Raw genomic sequence first — 22,646 nt, 5'->3', positions numbered from 1 at the left:
TTAAGTAATGTTTATCAGTTTAGTAGGCTACTTTTAGTTAATAGCATTAGCTCTTGTACTGCCTTGGTAGTTATAGGGTGTTCATCAGCACGAACATCATAACCATTCATTTCGCCTATATTCCACAAACCTATACCATCGGGGAAGGATTGTGAGGCTTTAATTTTGGAGGCAATCTTCTCAAACCATTTAGCTCTCTCAGCATCATTTCCTTTGTATTCTTTTCCTGTTTCCTCAATAACCAAAGGTTTACCAATGCTATGACAGAAGGCTACTAATTGAGGGATACTATTAATAGCTTCGTCGTCGTATACGTGTATGGTGGGGATATCAATCTCGGGCAACGACCATATTTCTTTGAAACCTAAATCGGCATCAGTGCCCCAACCGTCTTTACCTTGATGAAGAAAACCTCCTGCTGAAATGGGGCGAGTTACCCCCATTCTTTTCAACTGAAGGGCTAATCGTTTGTAGAAGGCAATGAGATTTTCTTTATTACCTGCTTTTTCTATTGGATTGTCGCCATACTTACTTTCAGGTTCGCCTGCTATAGCTATAAAAGCAAGATGAGGGTCGTTTTTATAAGTATATCCGTTTACTGTTGTTCTGTTTAAAACGGCTTCTAAGTACGGAGTCCAATCGGTAGAGGGTAGATAAGGGTTGATACCTTCTTTTATAAGTTGGTTTCGTATGTAGGATAAGTCTAAGACATAAGTCATACCGCTGGCGATTACTTTAGCTACTTTTTTATCCATTTCGTCGAACTTATGCTCGGGGTCAGTGATTAAATCTTGCAAATGACCTTTGTCTTTTTGTATGATATCAGTCAATCGCATACAGTTAATTTCCATAGCTTTAGCATTGGTAATCCATTTATCGACATTAGGAGCTCCATAAGCAGTAGCAATTCTTAATCCTGCTTTTAACTCTTTGTTTTCAGGGTTTGATTTTTCGTCTTTACAAGCGATTAGTAAAATGAAAAGCAAAAATAAGTATTTTTTTTTCATATCACAAGGTTTTTGATTTTAAATCAAAGCAACTACACTTTGCTAAACTTTAGTGTTTAACAAAGTGTAGAAGCTATGAAAATTAAATGAAAAAGTGTATTTTATCTTTCGGTAATAATAAATTCTACGCGTTTATTGGCTTGGTGTTCTTCTTCACTACAAGGCACTCCGTTTTCGCAACCATTTACTAATTGGGTTTCGCCATATCCTTTGGCGGTTAATCGGTTGGGAGAAATGCCTTTGCCTACGAGCCATTGATAGATGGATTGAGCTTGGGTTTCGGTGAGGTTCATATTGTAACCATCTTCTCCTCGGCTATCAGTGTGGACTTTTATTGCTATTTTTACGGTAGGATTGGCTTCTAAAAAGGCTATGATTTTAGCTAATTGCACTGAAGCATCGTATCTGATATTGGTTCTTCCATAATTGAAATGGATATTATCAATTGCAAAAACAGGGGCTAAATCGTCTCCTTCGTTAAGGCTTATTGTATGAGGGGCTAATGATATTGTTTTTTTGAGGGTGTTATTGTTTTCAAAAGCGATAGGCACGTTGGCAATATCGTAGTCTTTTTTTACGATTTCGACGAAGCCATTATGGAAATTACAATTTAGTTTCTTGGTAGTAAAAGAGCCTTTGCTATCGGTAGTATTGCTGGATAATGCACCCATAGCGCTATCGAATATGAAAACTTGAGCGCCAGAGAGCTTAGCCCCTGTTTCGGCATCAGTTACTGTGCCGATAATTTCACGGGAGCAGTCTCCTGAAGGGGGAGTTTGAGAAGCGTCGTCTTTTTTAGTAAGTATTTCGAAAAGGTTGAATTGTTTTTTAGCTTCTTCTTTTCTTCCTAAGGCTTGCAATACTACTGCATAGCGATAGCGATTGATGGGTTGAGGAGAATAGTTACCGTCTTTCATTAGTTTTTCATACCAATGATATGCCTTAGGGTAATCTTTACTGGCGTAGTAATAATCGCCTAAACGCTCTACAACTTCTTGTATTTCATAACCTTTATCTACTACTGTTTTATATATTTCGGCAGGAGATACTTTTATTTGTGAAAAGCTTAAGGAGCAACCACCTAAGAATAGGGCAAATAATACTTTTATCTTCATATTTTTCATCTTAAATTAAGGCACAAATGTACAAAAGTTTCTTAAAAGTTGTACAGTTTCTCTACTAATTTAACATTTTTAACATTTTTCTCTTGGTTAGAGTGGGTAAAATAATTCTTTGGTATGTTTACAAAATTAGTGCCAAAATTTTTATTAGTATGGGTGATTAGGACTTTTTTAAGGTAATAAAACGAAACTGGAAATGACGAGGAAATGTATTTTTTGTATGAATGGATTGTATGGTTAGCTTATACAAAGCTTATACGAACCTTATACGAATCTTGGATGATTGTTATACAAATAGTGTATAAGTAGTTGATAGTGAATGGTTAAAAGTGAAGGGAAAAGTGCTAAAAACAGGGTTTTGAGGCGAAAGAAAAGGAAAGGAATAATCTTTTTTAGATTCACTTAGTTGGTATTTATCGATGTATTCTTTCAAGGAGAGTGAGTGTAGAGAAAGAAGTGATTAAAAAATGGTATTTTGTTATATTGGATTGATGCTAAAATATTAGCCATTTTCTGTTATCACTTATTATTTGTAATTTGTAATTCATAATTATTTTCTACCTTTGCACCCTGATATCATTACAATGGACATTCAATTCAATACAAACGAAGATTACAATAAATTAGCCCTAAGCGAATTGCGCAAACGCCTGAAGAAAGTGAAAGAAGGTGGGGGCAAGAAGAACCTTGAAAAGCTTCACAGCCAAGGTAAACTCTCGGCTCGTGAGCGGATTGATTACCTTTTAGACAATGACAAACCTCAGATTGAAATAGGTGCTTTTGCCGGCGAAGGAATGTATGCCGAACACGGTGGTTGCCCTTCGGCTGGTGTGGTGGTAGTGATAGGTTACGTGGCTGGCAAACAGTGCATAGTAGTAGCCAATGACGCTACCGTAAAGGCGGGAGCTTGGTTTCCGATTACTGCTAAAAAGAACCTTCGCGCTCAAGAAATAGCGATGGAAAACCGCTTGCCTATTATTTACTTGGTGGATAGTGCAGGGGTGTACTTACCTTTGCAAGACGAGATTTTCCCGGATAAGGAGCACTTTGGTCGTATCTTTCGCAACAATGCTTTGATGAGTAGTATGGGCATTACTCAAATAGCGGTGGTAATGGGTAGCTGTGTGGCGGGAGGTGCTTATTTGCCTATAATGAGCGATGAGGCACTAATAATAGATAAGACAGGTAGTATTTTTTTGGCTGGTAGCTATTTGGTAAAAGCCGCTATAGGTGAAACTATTGATAACGAAACCTTAGGAGGAGCAACAACTCACTGTGAAATCAGTGGGGTAACCGACTATAAGGCGACCGACGATAAAGATGCTCTCGACCGCGTGCGCCGCACAATGGCTAAACTTGCTGATGCCGAAAAAGCAGGTTTTAACCGCATAGAAGCACAAAAACCCCTCAAAGACCCTAAGGAAATTTATGGTATTTTGCCAAAAACGCGTTCTGAACCTTATGATATGAAGGAGATTATTTTGCGATTGGTAGATAATTCGGAGTTTGACGAATATAAAGAAGGCTACGGAAAAACGATTATCACGGGCTATGCGCGTATTGAAGGTTGGGCGGTAGGTATTGTAGCCAACCAACGCAAGGTGGTGAAGACCAAGAAAGGGGAAATGCAGTTTGGGGGGGTCATCTACTCGGATAGTGCCGACAAGGCGACGCGCTTTATCGCCAATTGCAATCAGAAGAAAATACCGCTACTATTTTTGCAAGATGTTACGGGCTTTATGGTGGGCTCCAAATCAGAACACGGGGGGATTATCAAGGACGGGGCTAAACTCGTGAATGCCGTTGCCAACTCGGTAGTGCCTAAGTTTACGGTAGTGTTAGGCAACTCGTACGGGGCAGGCAATTACGCTATGTGTGGCAAGGCTTATGACCCACGCCTGATAGTATCGTGGCACAGTGGCAATATCTCGGTAATGGGAGGTGCTCAAGCTGCAAAAGTGCTCTTACAGATAGAAACCGCTACCCTCAAGAAGAAAGGGGAGAAGCTTACCCCTGAAAAAGAAGAAACGCTTTTCAATCATATTAAAGAGAAGTACGACGAACAGATATCTCCTTATTACGCAGCTGCCCGTCTTTGGACAGATGCCATCATAGATCCTCTTGAAACTCGTAAGTGGATAGCAATGGGGATAGAAGCTGCTAACCAGGCACCTATAGAGCGGGCGTTTAACTTAGGTGTAATACAAGTGTAGAAAGATGAGCAAGAAAAATCCCTTAAAGTACGATACACTTTAAGGGATTTTTCTATTTAATTGTCACTGTCACTTATTTAATCAAATAAAGTGCCTTGGCGAGCGGGATTGACTCTGCCCAAGTGTTTGTAGGCTAAATCGGTTACTTCACGACCGCGAGGGGTACGCACGATAAAACCTTCTTGAATGAGGAAGGGTTCGTACACCTCTTCAATAGTTTCGGCACTTTCGGATACGGCAGTTGCCAAAGTGGTAATCCCCACGGGGCCACCTTTGAATTTATCAATAAGGGTAGAGAGGATTTTGTTGTCCATTTCGTCCAATCCGTGAGCATCAACATTGAGGGCTTTGAGGCCGAAGCGGGTAATAGCGATATCGATATTGCCATTGCCTTTGATTTGAGCAAAGTCGCGGATGCGACGCAAGAGTGCGTTGGCAATACGCGGCGTACCCCTACTGCGACTCGCTAATTCAATAGCGGCTTCCATAGAAATGGGCACTTTGAGGATAGAGGCACTGCGCTGGACAATATCAGCTAAAAGCTCAGTGGAATAGTACTGCAATCTACTTTGTATACCGAAACGCGCGCGCATAGGAGCTGTGAGTAGCCCTGAACGGGTGGTTGCCCCAATGAGCGTAAACGGATTGAGGTTGATTTGCACGGTGCGCGCATTAGGCCCCGATTCAATCATTATATCAATCTTGTAGTCCTCCATCGCTGAATAGAGATACTCTTCGACTACGGGGCTCAAACGGTGTATTTCGTCGATAAAAAGCACATCGCGCTCCTGCAGATTGGTGAGCAAGCCCGCTAAATCACCTGGTTTATCCAAAACGGGTCCAGAAGTGATTTTAATGCCTACGCCCAATTCATTGGCCAAAATATGAGCAAGGGTCGTTTTTCCAAGACCGGGAGGGCCGTGGAAGAGCGTATGGTCAAGGGCTTCGTGGCGCATATTGGCCGCTTTGACGAACACTTTTAGGTTCTCAAGCACGGCTTCTTGTCCCGCGAAGTCATCGAATGACAAAGGGCGCAGTGCTCTTTCAATATCAAGCTCCTGCGCCGAGTAGTTTTCTTTATTTGGGTCTAAATTCTTGTTCAAGTTTTTAGGTGTTAGGTCTTAGGTTTTAGGGGTTAGCCTTATTATCTCATATTACGCAAATTGATCACTTCTTGCTGGGTGAGGCGGCGCCAGTGGCCACGAGGCAAATCTTTTTTAGTAAGACCTGCGAATACTACGCGGTCAAGCTTTTCAACCTCATAGCCCAAGTGTTCAAAAATACGGCGCACAATGCGATTGCGACCACTGTGGATTTTGATACCTATTTCATTTTTAGGTTTATCATTCACATAGCTGATTTCATCTACCTCAATGAGACCATCTTCTAACTCTAAACCCTCTTGGATTTTCATAAAATCCTTGTAGTCGAGTTTGCGATCGAGGATGACGTGGTATATTTTGCGCACGCCGTGAGTAGGGTGGGTGAGTTTCTTGGTGAGTTCGCCGTCATTGGTGAGCAACAACAGTCCTGTAGTAGCTCTATCCAAACGACCAACAGGCAAGATGCGCGCATTGGTAGCGTTGGCCACCAAATCCATTACAGTTTTGCGACCTTTCTCATCGTTGGTCGTGGTGATAAAGCCTTTAGGTTTGTTGAGCAAGATGTATTCTTTCTTTTCAGAGGAGAGCAATTTCCCGTCAAAGCGCACCTCATCAGTAGGTTTTACACGATAGCCGAGGGTAGTCATTACTTCGCCGTTCACGGTTACGTTGCCCGCTGAGATATACATATCGGCATTGCGGCGCGAACAGATACCTGCATCGGCGATGAACTTGTTCAAGCGCACTTCGGCAGGAGGTGCAGTGGGGTAATCAATAGGGGTGTCGTTAAAAGGTTTGTTGTAATAAGGCTTCTTGTTAAAAGGTTTTTTGTAGCCTTCATTGCGGTTATAGCCTTCGTTACGATTATAGTTATTAGGTTTGCTATAGCCGTCGTTCTTTTTGAAATTAGGATTGTAGGATTTTCTGCCTTCGGCGTTATAACCATTATTATCCTTGTTGTTATAACGATTATTACCGTTATTGTTATAACGATTGCTGCTATTGCTATTGTCATAGCGGTTGTTGTTTCTTTCAGAATTGTTGTAATTACGGTTTTCGTTATTTTGTTCGTAAGATTTTTTTTGATACGAACTATTGCCGTTGTTGCGGTTGTTACCGCTGTTGTAAGAAGAATTGTAAGGCTTTCTCTCTGAATTCCCATTAGAGGAGTAGCTATTCTTCTTGTAGTTGTTGTTAAATTTTTTGTTTTCCATATAAATTAAATTCTCTCTATTAATTGACTTTGTCAAAGTTTGAGACTTTGACAAAGTTTAAGCTAAGGCTTCGGAGCCTCCTACGATTTCAATGATTTCACCTGTAATGGTAGCTTGGCGGGCTTTGTTGTAGGTGAGGATAAGCTCATTTTTAAGGTCTTGAGCATTGTCGGTAGCTTTGTGCATAGCCGTCATACGAGCACCGTGTTCGGCAGCTACTGAGTCGCGTAAGGCTTTGAACAATTGTGTTTTAAGCGAACGCGGGATGAGTTCTTCTACAATCTCTTGTTTAGAAGGTTCATAGATATAATCAGTGTGTAGCTTCTCAGTTTTAGTAGATGCTACCGGCTGGATAGGCAAAAAAGTTTCCTCAGTAAGAATTTGGGTAGCGGCATTTTTAAAGCTGTTGTACACCAGCACTATTTGGTCGTATTGCCCCGATGTGTAAAGCGTCATCAGTTCTTCAGCCAAAGTAGCTGCAGAGGCAAAGGTAAGATGGTCAAAAATCTCATAGTTATGAGCCATCACCTTATCGTATTTTTTGAGCACATCATTGCCTTTTTTGCCGATGGTATAGAGTTGTACACTTGCGCCTTTGTAGGTAGTTTGTTCCAATTCCAAAGTTTTTTTAATTACATTGGCATTGAATGCTCCGCACAAGCCTCTATTGGAGGTAATGGGCACTAAAAGCACGTTCTTAGTGGAGCCTTTGCGAGGATTGTACACATTTTCACTACCTAAGGCAGCACTGAGGTGCTCCAGTAATTGCTGAAGTTTATAAGCATAAGGTTTCATCGCAACTATAGCATCTTGTGCTTTCTTTAGTTTAGCTGCCGATACCATCTTCATTGCTGAGGTGATTTGCATCGTTGAGCTTACTGATGAAATTCTGCTTCGTATTTCTTTTAAATTTGCCATTTTATCAATTAACAATTTACAATTAGCAATTAACAATTGCTGTGATGTAATGTAGTTTTTTGCGATACAAACTTTGTCAAAGTCTTAAACTTTGACAAAGTCTATTATGCTTCTGTTAGTTATATGCTTTGAGGGTTTCTGTATTAAAAAGAATACCTTTTATAAACATCTATGTCTTCTATCTTCCTTAATGAAGGTGATTTGCTATGGAATAGCTGAGAGGTTAGAATAATCAAATCATCTAAATCAAAACCTTGGATAGTACGCCCTAAAAGGAAAGAGATGGTGTATTCTTGCCAGTCTTTGCCTTGCTCTTTTGCTTTTTCTGATACTTTTTGCAATACTTCCCACATTTCAGCTTCGGTGAGGTACTGGCACCAATAGCACCATTTAGCTAATGAAGCTGCTCTGCACAAATCCCACGCATAAGCGGATTTTACTCCTGCGACTTGTGCTACATCTATACCCAATCCTTTAGCTATCTGTTTCTGTATTTTGCTAAGTTCAGGTGAGGTTTGGGTTAGCAAAGGGCGGAACTGCAACGAACGCTTTTGGGCTAATAGGTCATTTAGGGTTTCCTTAGCGGTTGCACTATCGGTTACTTCCCACTGCTGGCGTAGCCCCTGTTTATGAACATCTAATATTTCAGTAGGTATTAGGTTTGTTAGGTTTTCACCACGGTAATAAGTGAGTATTGCTCCAAAGGTGAGCAATCGCTTTTGTTCATCTGTTAAAGGATTCTGATTGATGTGCCCTATTTGCCCTTGCAAACGCTTTTTAGCGTAGGCATTAGTTACAAAAAATTGTAGCCCAACCAAAAGGACTATTCCAATAATTACATATATGTAAATAGGAGACATAAGAATAAATACTTAAAAGGTTATTTCGCGTATTTCTCGCTCAAGTCTTTTGCTACTTGTTCCAAAGTATTGGTAATTTCATCGGTAAGTTTGCCTGCTTTAAGCTGGTCTAACACATCGCGGTGTGATACGTTGAGGAACTCTAAGTACTCTTGTTCAAACTCTTTTACTCTATTTACAGGCACTTGGCGCAATAAGTTTTTAGAACCCGCGTAGATGATAGCGATTTGATTTTCTACAGGGTAAGGGTCGTTTTGTGGTTGTTTAAGGATTTCCACATTGCGTTTCCCTTTTTCAATAACCCCCATAGTAGCGGCATCAAGGTCGGAACCAAATTTAGCAAAGGCTTCCAACTCGCGGTATTGCGCTTGGTCTAACTTCAGTGTACCGGCTACTTTTTTCATTGATTTAATCTGAGCCGAACCACCCACACGCGATACCGAAATACCCACGTTAATTGCAGGGCGAACCCCAGAGTTAAAGAGGTCGGACTCCAAGAATATTTGTCCGTCGGTAATAGAAATCACGTTAGTAGGGATATAAGCCGATACGTCGCCTGCTTGTGTTTCGATGATAGGTAAGGCAGTGAGCGATCCTCCACCTTTTACAAGAGGCGCAATACTTTCAGGCAAGTCGTTCATCTGGCGTGCAATAGTGTCATCGCCAATTACTTTGGCAGCACGCTCTAAGAGGCGAGAGTGCAAGTAGAACACGTCGCCAGGGTAAGCCTCACGTCCAGGTGGGCGACGTAACAACAATGACACCTCACGGTAAGCTACCGCTTGTTTAGAAAGGTCGTCGTAAATAATGAGTGCAGGGCGACCTGTATCGCGGAAGTACTCGCCAATAGCAGCCCCCGCAAAAGGGGCATACACCTGCATAGGAGCAGGGTCGGAGGCATTAGCGGCTACAATGGTAGTATAAGCCAAAGCCCCTGCATCTTCTAAGGTTTTAGTGATTCCTGCTACGGTAGAAGCTTTCTGACCGATAGCTACATAAATACAGTACACAGGTTTACCCGCATCGTAAAACTCTTTTTGGTTCAAAATGGTATCGATACATACCGTAGTTTTACCAGTTTGGCGGTCGCCGATGACCAACTCACGTTGTCCACGACCAATAGGAATCATCGCGTCAATGGCTTTGATACCCGTTTGTAGTGGTTCATTCACTGGCTGACGGAAGATAACCCCAGGAGCTTTGCGTTCCAAAGGCATTTCGTACAGTTGCCCTGTAATAGGACCTTTACCATCGATAGGTTGCCCTAAGGTGTTCACCACACGCCCTACGATGCCCTCGCCTACATTAATAGAAGCGATGAGCCCTGTGCGTTTGATAGTATCACCTTCTTTAATATCAGTAGACGGACCGAGGAGGGTAACCCCTACGTTATCTTCCTCAAGATTGAGGACGATGCCTTGCAGTCCGTTATCAAATTTTACTAATTCGCCGTACTGCGCATTCGATAGGCCGAAGATACGCGCAATACCGTCGCCCACTTGCAATACGGTACCAACTTCTTCGAGAGAAGCATTGGCATCGAAGTGAGCTAATTGTTCTTTTAAAATTGCTGAAATTTCAGCGGCTTTTATTTCTGCCATTTTTTCAGTTTTAATTTCTCAGTTGTTAGTTTTTAAGTGCTGTTTTTTTCTTATCTAAAGAAATAATTTTTCTTGAAACTCTTGTTGTAAGCGGTTGAGTTTGTACGCTACACTGGCGTTGTACTGTACATCGCCTATGCGGAGGATAAAGCCCCCGATGATATTCTTATCTACCTTGTTCTCAAGGGTGATATTGTTGTTCTTCGTAAGGGAGATTACCTTTTGCAACATCTCACGCTGGGTAGTTTCGTTCAGCGGTGTAGCGGTTGTTACTACTGCCGTTTGGTAGTTTTTATAGATGTTATACTGTACTACAAACTTTTCAGCTACTACCCCAAGTATAGGCAAGCGTCCGTTTTTGATTAGCAAGTCAAACAAACGCTTTGTTTCAGGGGTAACCATCGTAAAGATTTTGGCAAGTACATTCTTTTTCACTACCGTTTTTACGATAGGCGAAATGAGCATACGTTCCAAATTCTTATTAGCTTTTATAGTTTTGTCAATCAAGGTCATATCGGTATATACAGCCTCTAAAGCGTTTTGCTGTAGGGCGTATTCCAAAAGAGCCTTGGCATATCTGTTTGCTACTCTCAATCCGTACATAAATTAAGTTAGTTTAAGGTAACCTCTTTTAGATAATCATTGATAAGAGCGTGCTGTTTTTTCTCGTCGGAGAGTTCGCTCATCATCACCTTTTGCGCCATTTCAATAGAAAGCGCTGCTACTTGGTCTTTGAGTTGTGCTAAAGCCACTTTCTTCTCGCTATCGATGGCTTGTTGCGCTTGTTGAATCAGCTTAGCTCCTTCGCGCTGAGCTTCTTCTTTAGCTTCAGTTACCATTTTATCTTTGATATCTCTTGCTTCTTTGAGGATAACATCTCTTTCGGCACGAGCCTCAGCGAGCAATCGCTCATTATCAGCTTTGAGGTTTGCCATTTGTTTTTGGGCTTCTTCAGCTGCTTCCAAAGCGTTGTTAATAGATGCTTCGCGCTCTTTCACTGCCTTCATTATAGGCTTCCAAGCGTACTTTGCTAAGATGAAAAGCAAGATGAGAAATATAAGAGTATTCCAGAATAGTAAACTTTCGGGGTGTGCTAAATTCATTTGTTTAGTATTTAGTTATTTAGTCATTTGAGTAGAGGCGAATTGCAATTCGTCCATTTGTAAAACCGTTGTGTAACCAACCGTTACACAACGGTTAATTGTTTTATTTTGCAATGAGAGCAACTACCACAGCAAAAAGGGCAACCCCTTCAATCAGTGCCGCAGCAATAATCATTACAGTTTGAATTTTTGAAGACACTTCGGGTTGGCGTGCTACTCCTTCAACGGCAGATGCACCAATTTTACCAATACCGATTCCGGCTCCAATGGCTGCTAATCCAGCCCCAATTCCAGCTAAAACCATATATATATATAAATTTAAGTTACTTATTTTAGGAAATAGAAAATAGAAATTAGAAAATACTCTATATCCTATTCGTTATCTTATTAACCATTAACCACTAATCATTGTTTAGTGTTCTTCTTCTACGGCTTGTCCAATAAACAAGGCTGAGAGCAATGTGAATACATAAGCCTGTAATACTGCTACTAATAGTTCCAAAATACTGATGAACAACGTGAAAAGTATCGATACAGGCGAGATATACACAGTACCGAAGATGAAAATGAGTGAAATTAAACTCAGTACGATGATGTGTCCTGCCGTCATATTGGCAAACAAACGTATCATCAACGCAAAAGGCTTAGTGAAAACACTCAGCACTTCAATAGGAATCATAATAGGTAATATCCACTTAGGAACTCCTGGAGGTGCAAAAATATGCTTCCAATAGTGTCTGTTACTGCTAAATAAAGTGAGAATAAGTGTAAAAATAGCCAACATACCTGTGAAAAGAATATTGTTGGTCACCGTGCCTGCAAAGGGGAAAAAGGGAATGAGACCAAAGAGGTTACCTATCCAGATTAAGAAAAATACTGTAAGTAAATAAGGCATATATCTATTGTAGTACTTTTCACCTATGTTAGGGATAGCAATCTCATCGCGTACAAAAAGCACGATAGGCTCTAAAAGCCCCGTGAGACCTTTAGGCGCCTTGGGGTTCTTTTTGTAAGAACGTGCCATAGCCGTAAAAATAAGCACCATTAATACCGATACTAACAGTAATGAAAATACATTCTTAGTGATAGAAAAGTTCAGCGGACGCGCATTAGTTACTTCTCCTTTGTCGTTGAAAGTAAGAGGTGTATCGGTATTCGCGTAGTAGATATCCTCCTTGTAGCGTACAAATCGCTGTCCGTTTTTCTCAACCACTACCGTACCTTTGTTGTCGTGATGAAAGGCACTTGATAAGAAAGTTATAAGTCCGTTGTCTGTATAAAGAATGATAGGCAAAGGTAACGAATAAGCGTGCCCTTTATAGTCAAACAAGTGAAAATCGTGTGAATCGTTGATGTGTTCATCAATCAAATCGTTGATTTGGAATGGTTCACCTCCCTCATCCTCAGTAGCAAAAACTTGTAGAGGAATAAGTGAGGTTATCAATAAAGTGATATATAGAATATAATTCTTTACTCTCATTACTTGTTTTATTTTTATTCGTGCAAAAGTAGGAGTTTTTATTTAAGTGACGAAATTTTTTAACACATTTTTTCACTTAAAAATATTTAAGTAACTGATATTTAATCATTAGAAAGCCTAACTCCTAACGCCTAATTCCTATTGCTACAAAATGCTATACACAGGGTGTCCTTTCAGTTTTTCACGTCCGTTGAGAAAGTGAAGCTCCATCAAAAAATCTAATTGCACAATCTCACCCCCCAGGCGTTCTACAAGTTTTACTACAGCTTCTGCCGTACCTCCTGTAGCCAAAATATCGTCGTGAATAAGGATTCTTTCACCTTTCACAATCGCATCTTCGTGAATTTCCAATACGTCCTGTCCGTACTCCAAATCATAGGTTTGCGAAAGTGTTTTATAAGGTAGTTTACCTTTTTTGCGCACCGGCACAAAACCAGCACCCAAGCGTTGTGCGAGGAGCATTCCAAAGAAGAAACCCCTACTTTCCATTCCCACCACTTTGTCAATTTTCTGTCCGTGCAAGTTCTCCACGAATAGGTCTATCACATATTGCACCCCTTGTACGTCCATTAGCAGAGGGGTAATATCTTTAAAGATAATCCCTTCTTTAGGAAAATCCTTAATGTCGCGAATTTTACTCTGAATATATTCTTTTTTGTCCATTTTTTTCTTGTTACCTTTTATCTGTTATCTCTGGGTTAAACACTTCTGCCAGCATACATCTGGCACTGCCACCCCCGCAAGTCTCAATAGTTCCTAACGGACTGTGGATAATGTGCGTATATTTTTCAATAGTTTGTCGTTGTTGTGGGGTAAGAGCATTGTAGGCGGTATCGCTCATCACCAAATAAGTGCTATCCTTACCCTGTACTTGTAGCATATTGCCCGCATATTGTTCCATCTGTTGGGGGGTGATACTAATAATTTCTTTCTTATCCTCTTTCAGGTGATTCAGCACATTCTTGCGCTCGCTCTTATCAGTGATAGCGTCCAAGCATACTACTGTAAAATCTTCGCCTAAAGCCATCATTACATTGGTGTGATAGATGGGTACTTGCTTCCCATCTACCTTTTGGTAAGCCTTGAAAATTACAGGCGTATACTCAAAATCTTCACAGAACTCAATAAAAAGTTCCTCATCAGCACGGGGCGAAAGCGCACAATAAGCCTTGCGGTTCATGCGGTCAAGCACCATAGCGCCCGTACCCTCCAAAAAAATGTTTTCTTTCTCAGCTTCCGTATAGTCATACACGTTCTCAATGTCAAAACCTTCAGCTTCTACCTTGTCTAAAATATCCTCGCGGCGCTCTCTACGGCGGTTCTCAGCAAACATAGGGTAAATAGCCACGTCCCTGTTTTGGTGAAAGGTAATCCAGTTATTCGGAAAAACCGAATCTGGAGTGTTTTGCTCATAAACATCATCTACAGCAATCACTTTCACCCCCACGGCACGCAGTTTGTCAGCAAAAGCATCGAACTCCTGTTGTGCTTGTCGGTTGATTTCCTCATTCTTCAAATCCATTTCCTCTTGGAAATAGTTATTCACAACGGTCTCTTCGTTCATACGGAAACGCACAGGGCGCACCATTAGTACGGTATTGGTAATTTGTTTTTTCATTAGTAAACAGTGGTTAGCACTCAAAGCGACAAAAGTACAAAATAATCAGCAATTAGCAATGAAGTAATAAAAATTATTTTTTTAAGAATCCTAAAATCTAAAAATTATTTACCTCCATTTTATCTCCGCCTTATCTTCTTCTTACCATCGTCATTTCTTTATCTGCCCGTGAGGCTCGCACCGTCTTTGCGTCGCTACAATTCCCCCTTTGGAGGGGGGTAGGGGGAGGTTTTATTCATCATTCGTTCGTCAAACGTTCATTTATTTATTATTAATCTGCCTGTCGTGCTACGACTATTTATTATTTATCTGCCTGTCGTGCTACGACCACTAGCCCGTGTGGCTCACACCTGCCCGTGGGGCTCGCACCGTCTTTGCGTCGCTACAGTTCCCCCTTTGGAGGGGGTTAGGGGGAGGTTTTGTTCATTTATTTATTATTAATCTGCCTGTCGTGCTACGACTATTTATTATTTATTAGCCCGTGTGGCTCACAACCTGCCCGTGCAACTCGCACCGCTACAACTCCCCCTTACCACTTCCACACTCTTTGCCAAAGTCCCAAACTTTGGTAAAGTCGAAAGTCTTAGTCACTTTTTACTCTTCATCCAATTAACACTTTTTAACTCTCTAATCTTTTACTTTTAACTATTCATTATCAACTACTTAAATAGCCTTTGTATAACAATCGTCCAAGATTCGTATAAGGTTCGTATAAGCTTTGTATAAGCTAAACATATCTTTCTCCCATCTCTAACATACTTTCAGAAAAATTCTAAATCTTTCTAATTTTAGCGTTATTGTTATTATTGACATTATTGGCATTGTGGTATTAATTCGGTATTATTGGCGTAAACTTGAAGTTTACATTAATTTTTGTATTTCAGTTTTTTTATATTATCTTTGTCCCGAAAAACACACCCTCTCTTCTATGAGATTATTATATTATCTTTTCAAGAGAGTATAATCACTTAAATTATGTCATTAATCAAATCAATCTCAGGTATTCGCGGTACTATTGGGGGAGTACCCGATGAAAATCTAACCCCCATCGATGCCGTGAAATTCGCTACTGCTTATGGTACGTGGCTCAAAGAAAACCTCAACAAAACAAATATAAAAGTAGTTGTAGGCAGAGATGCACGTATTTCAGGCGAAATGATACAAAACTTAGTGCAATACACCCTCGTAGGATTAGGTATTGATGTGGTAGATATTGGGCTGAGTACCACTCCCACCGTTGAAGTAGCCGTTACAATGGAAAAAGCCGATGGCGGAATTATTCTCACTGCAAGTCATAATCCTAAACAGTGGAACGCCTTAAAACTGCTTAATAACCAAGGCGAATTTCTCAGTGCTAAAGAGGGAGAAAGAATCCTAACTATCGCTCAAGAAAACAAGATTGTTTTTGCTGAAGTAGAGGATTTAGGACACATTTCTCACGACAATACCTATATCCAAAAACATATCGATGCAGTCTTAGGCTTGCTCTCTCCCGCTACCATCGAAGCCATACGCAATTGCAAATTTAAAGTGGTAGTTGATGCAGTAAACTCTACAGGAGGTATTGCTATTCCTAAATTGTTAGAACATTTTGGCGTAGAAGTAGTGCGTTTGTATTGCGAACCAAACGGACACTTTCCTCATAACCCCGAACCTTTAAAAGAACATCTGGGAGACATCTGCAAAAAAGTAGTTCAAGAAAAAGCTGATTTTGGCATTGTAGTAGACCCCGATGTAGATAGATTAGCGTTTATTACAGAAGAAGGTGAAATGTTCGGCGAAGAATATACGTTAGTAGCTTGCGCCGATTATATTTTAGGAAAAACCAAAGGAAATGTAGTCTCTAACCTCTCTTCTTCACGCGCCTTGCGAGATATAGCCGAGAAACACGGAGTGCAGTATGCCGCAGGAGCTGTAGGTGAGGTAAACGTAGTGGCTAAAATGAAGGAAGTACACGCCATCATAGGCGGTGAAGGCAACGGAGGCATTATCTATCCTAAACTGCACTATGGTCGTGACGCTTTGGTAGGTGTAGCACTATTCCTTTCTTTACTTGCTGAAAGAAAATGCAGTGTAAAGACCTTGCGCGATAGTTATCCTGCTTATTATATGAGTAAGAACAAAATACAACTTACCAAAGAAATAAACCCCGATAGTATCCTGCGTGAAATGCAGAAGAAATATGCTCACGAGCAAGTCAATACTATCGATGGCTTAAAGATTGATTTTCCTCAAAGCTGGGTACACTTGCGAAAATCTAATACTGAACCTATCATTCGCATTTACACTGAAGCTAAAAGCCAAGCCCAAGCCGATGAACTCGCATTGCGCTTCATTGAAGAAATGAAAGCTATTGCTTTTGTGAAGTAACTGATTTATGATTCATTAATAATTTAAAATCCCTGTAAAGCTAATGGCTTTACAGGGATTTTCTATATTCTTATTTCTACTTTTTTAAAGCTCAAGGGCTTGTTTAGGGTTGCCGTTCATCAAAATTTCTACAGGATTTTCAAGAGCTTCTTTCACGGCTACTAAAAATCCCACTGACTCACGTCCGTCAATAATGCGGTGGTCATACGATAAGGCGACATACATCACTGGGGCAATCACGATTTGACCGTTGCGCACGATAGGTCTATCCACGATGTTGTGCATTCCCAAAATCCCTGATTGTGGTGGATTGATAATAGGGGTAGAGAGCATAGAGCCAAATACACCACCATTAGTAATGGTAAAAGTACCGCCTGTCATTTCATCAACGGTAATTTGTCCGTCGCGAGCACGAGTAGCCAAGCGTTTTACTTCAGCTTCTACACCTCGGAAAGAAAGGTTTTCGGCATTGCGAATCACAGGTACCATTAAGCCCTTAGGACCTGAAACGGCTATAGAGATATCACAGAAATCATACGTTACTTTCTCTTGTCCATCAATCATCGAATTAACATCGGGGAAGAGTTTAAGGGCACGCACGACAGCTAAAGTAAAGAACGACATAAAGCCGAGACTCACATTGTGGTGCTCTTTGAAAGCATCTTTATACTGAGCCCGGAGCTCATAAATAGCCGTCATATCCACCTCGTTAAAGGTAGTGAGCATCGCAGTTTCATTTTTAGCACTTACCAAGCGTTCGGCTACCTTGCGGCGCAGCATACTCATTTTAGTGCGCACTTCTTTGCGCACACCACCCGTAGGGGTACCCATCGAAGGTTTAGAAGCTTTAAGTGCATCATCTTTAGTGATACGACCGCCTTTACCTGTGCCCACTACTGCTGATGCTGGTATTTCGCGTTCAGCTAAAATCTTGCGAGCAGCAGGGCTTGGTATTTGTACGGCAGGTTTAGTAGGCTCTACGGGTTTAGGAGCTTCTGTTTTAGTAACTGGCACTTCAGTTTTAGGTGCTTCTTGTTTAACTGTTGTTGCAGGAACATTTCCCACTGGAGCTTGAGCACTCGTATCAATGAGGCATACTACTTGTCCTACTTTCACGGCTTCGCCTTCCTCTGCTTGCAGTGTGATGACTCCGCTCGCTTCAGCAGGGAGTTCAAGAGTTGCCTTATCAGAATCTACTTCAGCAACAGCTTGGTCTTTGGTTACGTAATCACCCGTTTTCACAAGCCAACGAGCAATTTCTACTTCGGTAATAGACTCCCCAGGTGAGGGGACTTTCATTTCTAACATATCGTTTAGTTATTTCGTTGTTAAAAGGTTTTTCAATTTTGCTAAGAAGCCTTTACGTTCTTGCTTGTCGTTTTGCAAGAGTGCTTCAAGTTCTTTACGGTTGAGTTGTAGGAGCATATAATGTCCGTCAAGCTTTTGTATTTTATCTTCAGGTAAACGGTTTAAAAACGTTTGGTAATCAAGTCCATCGAGCACTTCATAGGCATCGGGGTCGTTTTCATCGCCGTTAATCACTACTAAACTAATGCGCCATAGTTTTATATCATCTTGATTGAGGTCTATTTGAGAAAAGTCTATAAAAGGTGGATATTCATAAGGTAGGATAGTAGGGACACCTTCTGTAAGTGCATAAGCTCCCATCACCTCTCCTTTATCATTTCTAAAAAACTGCTGACGAGCAATATATGCATCAGGGTACTGATACAATTGTTTTTCTACGAGCTCGCTAAAAGCTTTTATTTTATCTTCTTTTGTGAGTATTTCTTGAATCATTTCAGGCGATAAACAAACCGGGCGATACACTGTAAAAATATAAGCACCTTCAGTAGTATCTTTATAAGCTCTCACTCCAAATTCTATATCTCCTTTATAGTTATAGTTGATATCATTGGGCTCATAGACCTCTCCTTCTTCATCAACTACTTTGCTACCCAATGCGGTGGCTACTTTTCCGATGAACTCTATAGCTCCCAACCAATCGGCTTCAGTACTGGGGGTAAAGATACGCACACCATAGTCTTGTGTCTCAGTGTCGTAAGATACCTCAAAACCTCGACCGCTAATGCCTTCTTGTCCCATAATCATATAGCCCCACTCACTGATAGGGGTGTTCATCACTTGGTGGTAACGTTCATCGTCTTCAGTGAGGTTGTACTGCACGAAGCCTTTACTTTGAAGGTCAAGCAACTGCTGAGGAGACATTACCTCAGGGGCTTGGGTATTTTTGATATAGAAAGTACGGCTCATATTCTTTTAAGGTTTAGGTTCGTAAGGTGGTATATCTAATTTTTCAGGTTTTTCACCTTTTAACGCAACTAAAACTACTCCGTTTTTAGCTTTATCGCCGTATTTTTCAGTAGCTTTTTTGTCTTTTAATACTGTGATACTCTCAACTCTCTCAGGGTTGATATTGCTGATAAATAGTTTTCCAGCTTCAGGATTTGAAAACTCTACTTCATCAACGATAACTAAAGGAAAGTCCTTGTTAGTAAGTTTTATCCCTGATAGGTTACCTTTTTTAGGTTTTTCTTCAGCTTTTTTTAAAGTAATAACAACTACTCCATTTTGAGCTTGTTGACTACATAAACCTATGGCAGAGGTACCTTTAAGTACATTGATACTCTCAATGTCATTAGGTTCAATTGTGCTTAAAAAAGTACTACCTACCTTGCTATTGTCTATCAAAACGCCATTCACTACGAACAAGGGTGAATTTTGATCTTGTGATACAGTTTCGGTAACTGTTTTTTGTGCGTATAGTGAGGCAGTAGCTATCAGCAATAATAATGTAATGATTCTTTTCATAGCTATTAAATATTAAGAATTAATTATTCAAATACTGCGGCGATGGCTTGGCTGTGGCGTTTGCGGTCGCGGGTATGGCTTCCTGAGGCCGGTGCGGCATAGGCGGGTGTGCCTACGTAGCGGAATGGAACGAGGTTAAAATTCATTAGCATATAGCCATAAGCACCCATATTTTTAGGTTCTTCTTGCGCCCAGATAAAATCTTTAGCGTGTTTATACTTTTTAAGTACGGCTTTGAGTTGTTCTACTGGCAATGGGAACAACTGCTCAATACGCACTAAAGCGACGTCGTCACGACCTAATTTTTCACGTTCGGCATATAGGTCGTAGTAATAACGACCTGAGCAGAAGACTACACGTTTTACTTTTGCTGCCTTGGCGATAGGGTCGTCCAGTACTTCTTGGAACTGACCAGTAGCCAAATCCTCAACGGTTGAAATCACTTGCGGGTGACGCAATAAGCTCTTAGGGGTAAAGACCACCAACGGCTTGCGGAAATCAGCTTTCATTTGACGGCGCAAGAGATGGAAGAAGTTAGCTGGAGTGGTACAGTTGGTTACATACATATTATTCTCGGCGCAGAGTTGCAAATAGCGCTCCACACGTGCTGAGGAGTGCTCTGCCCCTTGACCTTCATAACCGTGAGGCAACAACATCACTAAGCCGTCTTGCACCTTCCATTTATCTTCGCCACAGCAGATATATTGGTCAATCATTATTTGGGCACCATTGGAGAAATCGCCGAACTGGGCTTCCCAAATAGTAAGGGTGCGCGGACTTGCCATTGCATAGCCGTACTCATAGCCCAAGACTCCATATTCGGATAACAGCGAATTGTAGATATGGAAAGTACCTGTTGCCAATTGTTTGGCTTTGAGGTCTTGCAAGAAGCATATTTCTTCTTCGGTATCTTCTGTTTTGAGGACGGCGTGACGATGCGAGAATGTACCGCGTTGCACATCTTCACCTGTGATACGTACATCGAAGCCCTCAGTAAGGAGTGAACCATACGCCAAGAGTTCCGCCATTCCCCAATCAATATGATTGTGAGCATAACCCTCTTTACGGTCGGTTACAATTTTTTTCACCTTATTAATAAAGGATTTGCCGTTGGGTAATTCAGTAAGTACAGTTGCTATTTGGTTGAGTTTTTCTTTAGGGAAAGTTGTATTCACCTTTTTGAGCATTTGTGAGGCAGAAGCGATTTCAAATCCCTGCCATTCGGTTTGCATAAAAGGTTTCAATATAGTAAGTGGTTCTTTGCGCGACGCTTCGAGGTCGGCATCGAGTTTAGCTTTATAAGTATTCTCTATTTCGGTAACATAGGTTTGCTGAGCAATCCCTTCGGCAATTAGTTTTTGTGCGTAGATATGGAAAGGATTGTCGTGTTTGCCGATGATTTTGTATAACAGTGGTTGGGTAAAACGCGGTTCATCGCCCTCATTATGTCCGTATTTACGATAACCAAAGAGGTTGATATACACATCTTTGCCAAAAGCTTGGCGGTAATCGACCGCTAAGATAAAGGCGTGTACGACCGCCTCGGCATCATCAGCATTTACGTGCAACACGGGCGAATCGTTCATTTTGGCAATATCGGTGCAGTAGAGCGACGAACGAGAGTCGGCAAAATTGGCAGTAAAGCCTACTTGGTTGTTAATCACAATATGCACGGTACCGCCATTGGTAAAGCCACGCAATCCGCACATCTGTATCGTTTCGTACACAATGCCCTGCCCTGATACTGCGGCATCGCCGTGAATGACGATAGGCAGTGCTTGACGAATATTGCCTTGGCAATAACGGTCTTGCTTGGCACGAGTGATACCTCCTACCACGGCATTTACTGCTTCGAGGTGTGAAGGGTTAGGCACGAGGTTCATATCGACGGTTTTATTAGTACGGGTGGTACGATTAGTAGAGATACCCAAGTGGTATTTTACATCGCCGTCGAACCAATCGTCCATTTCGTAATCTTTACCGTCGAACTCTGAGAAGATATCTTGAGGATTCTTACCGAAGACATTTGCCAGTACATTGAGGCGACCGCGGTGCGCCATACCGAGCACTACGTGTTTCACGCCTTGCTCGGCAGCAACTTCCACCATAAAGTCAAGACCAGCTACGAGTGCATCGTTGCCTTCGAGAGAGAAGCGTTTTTGCCCTACATATTTGGTATGGAGGAAGTTCTCGAAAGAAGTTGCTTCATTAAGTTTATTGAGGATTTGCAGTTTTTCATCTTTAGAAAACTGAGTAGTATTATGGTTTTGTTGTAGTCTTTTAGTGAACCAGTTGCGTTCGTCTACATTACGGATGTACTGATATTCGACGCCTATCGACTTACAGTAAGTAGTTTCAAGTACCTCTACGATGGTGCTGAGAGGGGAGGGGGCTAAGCCCACTTCTTGAGCTGCATCGAAAACCGTATTGAGGTCGGCAGGCGAGAGACCGTAATTTTCGATATCCAGCGTAGGGGTATAAGGCTCGCGTGGACGCAAGGGGTTGATTTGAGCGAATAAATGACCGTAAGTGCGATAGCCATTGATGAGGTTGAGCACGGCACATTCCTTTTTCACTTTATCGGAAAGGGCGGTATTTTCACCAGAGACTACTTGCTGTACCATTACGGGCGCTGCTTCCTCGACAGGAGCGCCATATTGTTCTTGGGCAAAATCGAAGCCTTGAAAGAAAGCGCGCCAGCTGGGTTCTACCGCATCGGGGTTCTCGAGATATTTATCGTATAAATCGCCAAAATAAGCCGTACTTGCGGCATTCAAAAAAGAATACTTATCCATAAATAGCAACTGTTTCGTTTGTTTTTCATTAATGATAGGCAAAAGTAGTATTTTATTTTCAAATAACCATACTTTTTATAAAATATTTTTAAGATAATGCAGTAGTAATTTGGGAATTAGTGAATTAGGAAATGAGCAAATGAGAATTTCAAGAAACTTTCATTTACTATAGGTATTATCTATGGAAAATGGGGTAAAAAGGACTATTTTGAAGGGAGTTTGACCGAAGATAGAGCGAAGCTAAGACGAACCTAAGACGAAGAAAGGACGAAGGAAAGACGAACGATGAACGAAGGAAAGACGAACAAAAGACGAAGGAATGCGGTTAGTAACCTATATATTAGATGCTTATAAAAGCAATTTCTGATAGATAAAATCTATTAACAAATTATTTGGCATTTTTTTTGTAGC

Annotated in this window: 19 protein-coding genes; 2 read left to right on the top strand and 17 right to left on the bottom strand. The window is 41.2% G+C overall.

Annotated elements, in window-relative coordinates:
• Positions 1-14 precede the first annotated feature (14 nt).
• Both RCZ04_RS05520 and RCZ04_RS05515 read right to left on the bottom strand, forming a co-directional pair.
• Complete coding sequence (locus RCZ04_RS05520; protein ID WP_460484959.1) at positions 15-1,007, bottom strand: glycosyl hydrolase family 5; 993 nt, start codon at positions 1,005-1,007, stop codon at positions 15-17.
• A gap of 101 nt (positions 1,008-1,108) precedes the next feature.
• On the bottom strand, positions 1,109-2,131 hold the full coding sequence (locus tag RCZ04_RS05515) for an OmpA family protein (RefSeq protein WP_460484958.1): 1,023 nt from the start codon (positions 2,129-2,131) through the stop codon (positions 1,109-1,111).
• A gap of 581 nt (positions 2,132-2,712) precedes the next feature.
• Here RCZ04_RS05515 and RCZ04_RS05510 point away from each other — a divergent pair.
• Positions 2,713-4,341, top strand: coding sequence for an acyl-CoA carboxylase subunit beta (locus RCZ04_RS05510; RefSeq protein WP_460484957.1), 1,629 nt, complete (start codon positions 2,713-2,715; stop codon positions 4,339-4,341).
• 77 nt (positions 4,342-4,418) lie between these two features.
• On the opposite strand, the gene ruvB is transcribed toward RCZ04_RS05510, so the two are convergent.
• The 11 genes from ruvB to ctlX all read right to left on the bottom strand — a co-directional run bounded on the left by ruvB (position 4,419) and on the right by ctlX (position 14,238).
• A complete protein-coding gene (ruvB, locus tag RCZ04_RS05505) occupies positions 4,419-5,444 on the bottom strand; it encodes a Holliday junction branch migration DNA helicase RuvB (RefSeq protein WP_460484956.1) in 1,026 nt (341 codons plus the stop codon).
• Between the two features lie 41 nt (positions 5,445-5,485).
• Positions 5,486-6,658, bottom strand: coding sequence for a pseudouridine synthase (locus RCZ04_RS05500; protein WP_460484955.1), 1,173 nt, complete (start codon positions 6,656-6,658; stop codon positions 5,486-5,488).
• A 57-nt stretch (positions 6,659-6,715) separates the two neighbouring features.
• Positions 6,716-7,576, bottom strand: coding sequence for an ATP synthase F1 subunit gamma (atpG, locus tag RCZ04_RS05495; protein ID WP_460484954.1), 861 nt, complete (start codon positions 7,574-7,576; stop codon positions 6,716-6,718).
• A gap of 143 nt (positions 7,577-7,719) precedes the next feature.
• On the bottom strand, positions 7,720-8,436 hold the full coding sequence (locus RCZ04_RS05490; protein ID WP_460484953.1) for a DUF1266 domain-containing protein: 717 nt from the start codon (positions 8,434-8,436) through the stop codon (positions 7,720-7,722).
• Positions 8,437-8,456: 20 nt separating this feature from the next.
• Complete coding sequence (gene atpA, locus RCZ04_RS05485) at positions 8,457-10,037, bottom strand: F0F1 ATP synthase subunit alpha (protein WP_460484952.1); 1,581 nt, start codon at positions 10,035-10,037, stop codon at positions 8,457-8,459.
• Positions 10,038-10,091: 54 nt separating this feature from the next.
• A complete protein-coding gene (atpH, locus tag RCZ04_RS05480; RefSeq protein ID WP_460484951.1) occupies positions 10,092-10,640 on the bottom strand; it encodes a F0F1 ATP synthase subunit delta in 549 nt (182 codons plus the stop codon).
• An 8-nt stretch (positions 10,641-10,648) separates the two neighbouring features.
• Positions 10,649-11,140, bottom strand: a complete 492-nt coding sequence (locus tag RCZ04_RS05475; RefSeq protein WP_460484950.1) for an ATP synthase subunit B family protein — start codon at positions 11,138-11,140, stop codon at positions 10,649-10,651.
• A 103-nt stretch (positions 11,141-11,243) separates the two neighbouring features.
• The gene (gene atpE / locus RCZ04_RS05470) at positions 11,244-11,444 is read right to left on the bottom strand and encodes an ATP synthase F0 subunit C (protein ID WP_002671466.1); all 201 of its coding nucleotides are present in this window, start codon (positions 11,442-11,444) and stop codon (positions 11,244-11,246) included.
• Positions 11,445-11,552: 108 nt separating this feature from the next.
• Positions 11,553-12,620 carry a FoF1 ATP synthase subunit a gene (gene atpB, locus RCZ04_RS05465; RefSeq protein ID WP_460484949.1) on the bottom strand — a complete coding sequence of 356 codons (1,068 nt, stop codon included), beginning with the start codon at positions 12,618-12,620 and terminating at the stop codon, positions 11,553-11,555.
• A 144-nt stretch (positions 12,621-12,764) separates the two neighbouring features.
• Positions 12,765-13,283: a purine phosphoribosyltransferase family protein gene (locus RCZ04_RS05460; RefSeq protein ID WP_460484948.1), complete on the bottom strand. Its 519-nt coding sequence runs from the start codon at positions 13,281-13,283 to the stop codon at positions 12,765-12,767.
• A 10-nt stretch (positions 13,284-13,293) separates the two neighbouring features.
• On the bottom strand, positions 13,294-14,238 hold the full coding sequence (gene ctlX / locus RCZ04_RS05455) for a citrulline utilization hydrolase CtlX (RefSeq protein WP_460484947.1): 945 nt from the start codon (positions 14,236-14,238) through the stop codon (positions 13,294-13,296).
• A gap of 975 nt (positions 14,239-15,213) precedes the next feature.
• Here ctlX and glmM point away from each other — a divergent pair.
• Entirely contained in the window at positions 15,214-16,608 is a 1,395-nt protein-coding gene (gene glmM, locus RCZ04_RS05450; protein WP_460484946.1) for a phosphoglucosamine mutase, read from the top strand.
• Positions 16,609-16,692: 84 nt separating this feature from the next.
• On the opposite strand, the gene odhB is transcribed toward glmM, so the two are convergent.
• From odhB to RCZ04_RS05430, 4 genes are read right to left on the bottom strand one after another with little or no spacing between them, the layout of a single operon-like run.
• The gene (gene odhB / locus RCZ04_RS05445) at positions 16,693-17,916 is read right to left on the bottom strand and encodes a 2-oxoglutarate dehydrogenase complex dihydrolipoyllysine-residue succinyltransferase (protein WP_460484945.1); all 1,224 of its coding nucleotides are present in this window, start codon (positions 17,914-17,916) and stop codon (positions 16,693-16,695) included.
• Between the two features lie 9 nt (positions 17,917-17,925).
• Entirely contained in the window at positions 17,926-18,882 is a 957-nt protein-coding gene (locus RCZ04_RS05440) for a DUF4299 family protein (protein WP_460484944.1), read from the bottom strand.
• A gap of 6 nt (positions 18,883-18,888) precedes the next feature.
• Entirely contained in the window at positions 18,889-19,440 is a 552-nt protein-coding gene (locus tag RCZ04_RS05435) for a TonB-dependent receptor plug domain-containing protein (RefSeq protein WP_460484943.1), read from the bottom strand.
• A 23-nt stretch (positions 19,441-19,463) separates the two neighbouring features.
• The gene (locus tag RCZ04_RS05430) at positions 19,464-22,235 is read right to left on the bottom strand and encodes a 2-oxoglutarate dehydrogenase E1 component (RefSeq protein WP_460484942.1); all 2,772 of its coding nucleotides are present in this window, start codon (positions 22,233-22,235) and stop codon (positions 19,464-19,466) included.
• Positions 22,236-22,646 lie beyond the last annotated feature (411 nt).

Source organism: Capnocytophaga sp. HP1101 (assembly GCF_054772415.1).
Note: the sequence above shows the minus strand (reverse complement) of the source record. Positions and strands in the feature narration are given on the sequence as shown.

What these genes read in the sequence shown, in the direction of transcription:
- RCZ04_RS05520 (WP_460484959.1), bottom strand. Translation starts at nt 1,007, where the DNA reads ATGAAAAAAAAATACTTATTTTTGCTTTTCATTTTACTAATCGCTTGT.
- RCZ04_RS05515 (WP_460484958.1), bottom strand. Translation starts at nt 2,131, where the DNA reads ATGAAAAATATGAAGATAAAAGTATTATTTGCCCTATTCTTAGGTGGT.
- RCZ04_RS05510 (WP_460484957.1), top strand. Translation starts at nt 2,713, where the DNA reads ATGGACATTCAATTCAATACAAACGAAGATTACAATAAATTAGCCCTA.
- RCZ04_RS05500 (WP_460484955.1), bottom strand. Translation starts at nt 6,658, where the DNA reads ATGGAAAACAAAAAATTTAACAACAACTACAAGAAGAATAGCTACTCC.
- atpG (WP_460484954.1), bottom strand. Translation starts at nt 7,576, where the DNA reads ATGGCAAATTTAAAAGAAATACGAAGCAGAATTTCATCAGTAAGCTCA.
- RCZ04_RS05490 (WP_460484953.1), bottom strand. Translation starts at nt 8,436, where the DNA reads ATGTCTCCTATTTACATATATGTAATTATTGGAATAGTCCTTTTGGTT.
- atpA (WP_460484952.1), bottom strand. Translation starts at nt 10,037, where the DNA reads ATGGCAGAAATAAAAGCCGCTGAAATTTCAGCAATTTTAAAAGAACAA.
- atpH (WP_460484951.1), bottom strand. Translation starts at nt 10,640, where the DNA reads ATGTACGGATTGAGAGTAGCAAACAGATATGCCAAGGCTCTTTTGGAA.
- RCZ04_RS05475 (WP_460484950.1), bottom strand. Translation starts at nt 11,140, where the DNA reads ATGAATTTAGCACACCCCGAAAGTTTACTATTCTGGAATACTCTTATA.
- atpE (WP_002671466.1), bottom strand. Translation starts at nt 11,444, where the DNA reads ATGGTTTTAGCTGGAATTGGGGCTGGATTAGCAGCCATTGGAGCCGGA.
- atpB (WP_460484949.1), bottom strand. Translation starts at nt 12,620, where the DNA reads ATGAGAGTAAAGAATTATATTCTATATATCACTTTATTGATAACCTCA.
- RCZ04_RS05460 (WP_460484948.1), bottom strand. Translation starts at nt 13,283, where the DNA reads ATGGACAAAAAAGAATATATTCAGAGTAAAATTCGCGACATTAAGGAT.
- ctlX (WP_460484947.1), bottom strand. Translation starts at nt 14,238, where the DNA reads ATGAAAAAACAAATTACCAATACCGTACTAATGGTGCGCCCTGTGCGT.
- glmM (WP_460484946.1), top strand. Translation starts at nt 15,214, where the DNA reads ATGTCATTAATCAAATCAATCTCAGGTATTCGCGGTACTATTGGGGGA.
- odhB (WP_460484945.1), bottom strand. Translation starts at nt 17,916, where the DNA reads ATGTTAGAAATGAAAGTCCCCTCACCTGGGGAGTCTATTACCGAAGTA.
- RCZ04_RS05440 (WP_460484944.1), bottom strand. Translation starts at nt 18,882, where the DNA reads ATGAGCCGTACTTTCTATATCAAAAATACCCAAGCCCCTGAGGTAATG.
- RCZ04_RS05435 (WP_460484943.1), bottom strand. Translation starts at nt 19,440, where the DNA reads ATGAAAAGAATCATTACATTATTATTGCTGATAGCTACTGCCTCACTA.
- RCZ04_RS05430 (WP_460484942.1), bottom strand. Translation starts at nt 22,235, where the DNA reads ATGGATAAGTATTCTTTTTTGAATGCCGCAAGTACGGCTTATTTTGGC.